This is a genomic window from Sphaerochaeta sp. (assembly GCF_050178175.1).
GTDB lineage: Bacteria > Spirochaetota > Spirochaetia > Sphaerochaetales > Sphaerochaetaceae > Sphaerochaeta.
The window spans coordinates 1-2,935 of sequence record NZ_JBFXGH010000187.1; the positions used below are offsets into that span (position 1 = coordinate 1).

General features: G+C 50.5%; 3 protein-coding genes. All 3 read left to right on the forward strand.

Features of this window, described 5'->3' with window-relative positions; all coding sequences use genetic code 11:
* Positions 1-1,794: hypothetical protein (locus AB7S66_RS12310; protein ID WP_428520424.1), on the forward strand; the 1,794-nt coding region annotated here is incomplete at its 5' end.
* 1 nt (position 1,795) lies between these two features.
* Positions 1,796-2,107 carry an alcohol dehydrogenase catalytic domain-containing protein gene (locus AB7S66_RS12315; RefSeq protein WP_428520426.1) on the forward strand — a complete coding sequence of 104 codons (312 nt, stop codon included), beginning with the start codon at positions 1,796-1,798 and terminating at the stop codon, positions 2,105-2,107.
* Positions 2,061-2,768, forward strand: a complete 708-nt coding sequence (locus AB7S66_RS12320) for a zinc-binding dehydrogenase (protein WP_428520428.1) — start codon at positions 2,061-2,063, stop codon at positions 2,766-2,768. Before AB7S66_RS12315 ends, AB7S66_RS12320 begins: the two co-directional genes overlap by 47 nt.
* Positions 2,769-2,935: the final 167 nt, after the last annotated feature.

A 2,935-nucleotide genomic window follows, 5' to 3' on the forward strand; every position in this document is an offset into this window, starting at 1 on the left:
TTCCTCCGAGGGACGGTGGAGTGCTGTGTTTTTCCAAAGACCGGACATCCTCCGATGGAGGAGGAGTATTGGGAGTACCTCTTCTCCCAGAGCAAGGCATATGGGTTGAACCATATCCGCTTCCACTCATGGTGCCCACCTGAGGCAGCTTTCAGGGTTGCAGACCGTATGGGATTCTATTTACAGGTAGAGTGCCCAATCTGGAAGAACCAGGGAGTGGCTTATGATGAGAACAAGGCCTTTGATGATTGGCTCTTCTCTGAATCTGATAGGATTGTAGCTGAGTATGGGAACCATCCCTCATTCCTCTTTTTTGCCAGTGGGAATGAGCCTGATGGTCGCGACAAGGAAGTGCTGGGACTTTGGGCAGCTACATGGAATGAGAAGGATGCAAGAAGGCTGCATACCTCTGCATCTGGATGGCCTGCCTTGGAAGAGAATGCGTACCAGGTAGTACCTGAACCCCGCATACAAGCCTGGGGTGAGGGATTGGATTCCAGGATCAATGCAAAGGCACCAGAGACCTGTAGTGATTACACAGCCATCTGTGAAAAGTATCCTGGTCCTGTGGTAACCCATGAGATGGGACAGTGGTGCGTATTTCCTGACTTTTCTGAGATGAAGGAGTATACGGGGTATTTGAAGCCACGCAACTTCGAGGTCTTTGCCGATATCCTTGAACGACGTGGGCTCTCTGGCCAAGCGGATCGGTTTCTGCAAGCCTCGGGGTTCCAACAGGTGCTGTGCTACAAGGAAGAGATTGAGGCTGCCTTACGGACTGGAAATCTGGCAGGATTCCAGTTGTTGGCTCTCACAGACTTCCCTGGCCAGGGTACTGCCCTGGAAGGTGTGTTGAATGCTTTCTGGCAGGAGAAGGGGTACTGTAGCGGTGAGCAGTTCAGAAGGTTCTGTGATGACATTGTTTTGCTTGCCAGACTTCCCATGCGGTACTATACCGCAGGTGAAACACTGGAGGCAGAGATTGAGCTGGCAAACTTTGGTCGCAATGCAATTGAGCAACCGAAGGTAACATGGAGTTTGTGCGACGAGGAGGGAGGCCAGGTACAATGTGGATACCTCCCCACTGAGGAAGCTGTAGGAAGGGGATTACAGCCCTTGGCTATCCTTTCTTTATCCATTCCCGAACTTGTTGGTGCTCAAAAGCTGACTCTCTCTGTTAGCTTGGACGATCCAAGAAAGGAAAACTCATGGGATATCTGGGTGTTCCCTCGAGAGGTGGATCTTGAGCCAAGGGATGTACTGGTAACGGATTGTCTGGATGAGAAGAGCCGTAAGGCGCTTCTTGACGGGAAAAAGGTTCTGTTGCTCACCTCTGGAGTACCGGAGGTGGCTTTGGGTTTCTCCTCTGTGTTCTGGAACACCTCCTGGACTGGTGGACAAGCACCCCATACCCTTGGAATGGTAGTGGACGCTGGGCATCCGGTCTTTTCTGAGTTTCCGACTGAGGACCATAGTGATTGGCAGTGGTGGGAGTTGGTACATGGCAGCAGTGCCATGGTCCTTGATGATCTTCCCCATGAGCTGTCTCCCATGGTACAGCCGATCGACACTTGGTTCAGGAGTCACAAGCTTGGATTGCTGTTCGAGTGTATGATTGGTCCGGGTAAATTGATGGTCTGTAGCATGGATCTGACTTCTGACCTGAAGCAGCGTAAGGTTGCTCGTCAGTTGTTCCATTCAATTCTTTCATATATGCAGAGTGATCAGTTTGCACCTGATTGCAATCTTAGGCTCGAGGAAATAGCTTCATTGGCACGAAATGAGAAGAAATGAAATGATGAAAGCAGCAGTTCTCTATGGGAAAAAAGACTTACGTCTGGAACAGGTTCCTGTACCAGAGCGGAAAGAACATGAGGTCCTGGTGCAGATCCTGGCCAATGGGCTTTGTGGATCGGACATCCACTTCTTTACTGAGGGAAAACTTGGTCCCTTTGTGGTTGATGAGCCCTATATACCAGGTCACGAAGCGGCAGGAAAGGTGGTGGAAGGCCCTGGCTTCTCTGAAGGTGAGCTCGTGGTCATAGAACCAGGGATTCCCTGTGGGAAGTGTGAGTTCTGTCGGAGTGGTCGCTATAACCTTTGCTGAGTATGTGTCTATTGATGGTTCCATGTTGCACCGACTTCCTGACGGGGTGTCGTTGGAAGAGGGTGCGTTGGTTGAGCCCTTGTCGGTCGGTATGCAGGCATGCAACCGTGCAGGATTAAAGCCGGGCTCCTCTGTGGCCATTGTGGGTTCCGGCCCGATTGGCTTTTTCCCCATGCTGGTTGCCCGCTCTTTTGGGGCAAGCAAGGTATATATGATTGATGTGTTTGACTCCCGTCTGGAAAAAGCGAAGGAATTGGGATGTGATGGGATCATACATGCAGGGAAGAACTCTACAACTGAACAGATTGCTTCCTTAACCCATGGAAGATGTGTTGATGTGGTGTTCGATACTTCCGGCTCCAGCAAGGGAGCCTCCTCCACACCATTTCTTGCAAAACGGGGTGGGGTGATTGTCCTGGTCGGTTGGCCAGAGGTTCCCTCTTTCCCCTTCTCCATGGAGACAGTCATTGAGAAAGAGCTGGATGTCAGGGGAGTGAACCGATACTGCAATACTTTTGGCCCAGTACTATCTCTCTTGGCTTCCAAGACACTCTCAGTTGAAGGTATCATCTCCCACCGATTCCCCTTCGACCAGGTAGTGGAGGCCTTCACCTTCGCCTCTGAGCATCGGGGAGATGTCAACAAGGTGGTGATTGGGTAACAATATGACCATCATGATAAAAATAAGGGTAAATCTGGACTTCTGATTGCAATTTATAGGGGTAACTGTAATAGGGTAGCAACAACATTTTGCTGAGAAGCCTTTCTTGAAGAAAAACAGGTACGTGCGTGGAACGTACCTGCCAAGAGATGAGAAGAGAGGGTTGT